The 1,145-nt window shown below is 71.2% G+C and carries 1 protein-coding gene and 1 pseudogene; both read right to left on the bottom strand.

Translation table 11 applies throughout. The features are described from left to right. The coding region (gene nusA, locus DY240_RS22620) for a transcription termination factor NusA (RefSeq protein WP_119662069.1) at positions 1–843 on the bottom strand (843 nt) is incomplete at its 3' end. Positions 844–847: 4 nt separating this feature from the next. Beyond that, positions 848–1,145, bottom strand: a pseudogene (locus tag DY240_RS22615) (ribosome maturation factor RimP); the annotation flags it as partial.

The raw sequence follows: 1,145 nt of genomic DNA, 5'->3' as shown, positions 1-1,145 counted from the left end.
TCGGGCGGCGGCGTCGACGATCTCGACGCGCTGCACGCGGGCCGGCGACAGGGCGTTGGCGACCAGCTCCGCGGGGTCCTCGGACCAGTCGACGATGTCGATCTTCTCGCCGTGCAGCTCCGTCATGACCGCGCGGACCCGCGACCCCATGGGCCCGATGCAGGCGCCCTTGGCGTTGACGCCGGGCACGGTCGAGTAGACGGCGATCTTGGTGCGGTGGCCGGCCTCGCGGGCGATGCCGGCGATCTGCACGGTGCCGTCGGCGATCTCGGGGACCTCGAGCACGAACAGCTTCTTCACCAGGTTCGGGTGGGTGCGCGAGACGGTGATGATCGGGCCGTGCTGGCCCTTGCGCACCTGGACGACGTAGCAGCGGATGCGGCTGCCGTGCTCGTAGCGCTCACCCGGCACCTGCTCGGCCGGCGGCAGCACCGCCTCGACCTTGCCGAGGTTGACCATGACGGTGCGGGGGTCGCGGCCCTGCTGGATGGTGCCGGAGATGATCTCGCCCTCGCGGTCGAGGAAGTCGCCGAACGTGTTCTCGTCCTCGGCGTCGCGCAGCCGCTGCAGGATCTCCTGCTTCGCGGTGGTGGCGGCGATGCGGCCGAAGCCCGCGGGGGTGTCGTCCCACTCGCGCACCACGGCGCCGTCGTCGTCGAGCTCCTGCGCCCAGACGGTGACGTGGCCGGTCTTGCGGTCCAGCTCGACGCGGGCTCGCGGCTGGTGGCTCTCGGAGCGCTGGTAGGCGAGCAGCAGCGCGCGCTCCGTCGCCTCGACGACCAGGTCGAAGGAGATGTCCTTCTCTCGCTCCAGTGCTCTCAGGAGCGAAAGGTCGATGTCCACGCTCTCAGTCCTCTTCCTCGAAATCGTCGAGATCGGTGTCGTCGGTCTTGCGGAACTCGACCTGCACCTTGGCCTTGCGGACGTCGGCGTAGGCCAGCACGCGGCTGGCGCCGTCGACGTCCAGGACGGCGGAGTCGTCGTCGGCCGACACGACGCGGCCGGTGACGTCGCCGCCGTCGTGCAGGATGGCGCGCACCAGCCGGCCCGTCGCGCGCGACCAGTGCCGCGGCAGCGTCAGCGGCCGGGAGACGCCCGGCGAGCTGACCTCGAGGGTGTACGGGTGGTCGCCCATGACGTCGGAG

Origin of the sequence: Jiangella rhizosphaerae, assembly GCF_003579925.1 — a bacterium.
In the GTDB taxonomy this organism is placed as follows: Bacteria; Actinomycetota; Actinomycetes; order Jiangellales; family Jiangellaceae; genus Jiangella; species Jiangella rhizosphaerae.
The sequence above is the reverse complement of the archived record's forward strand: the minus strand, read 5'-3'. Positions and strand labels throughout refer to the sequence as shown.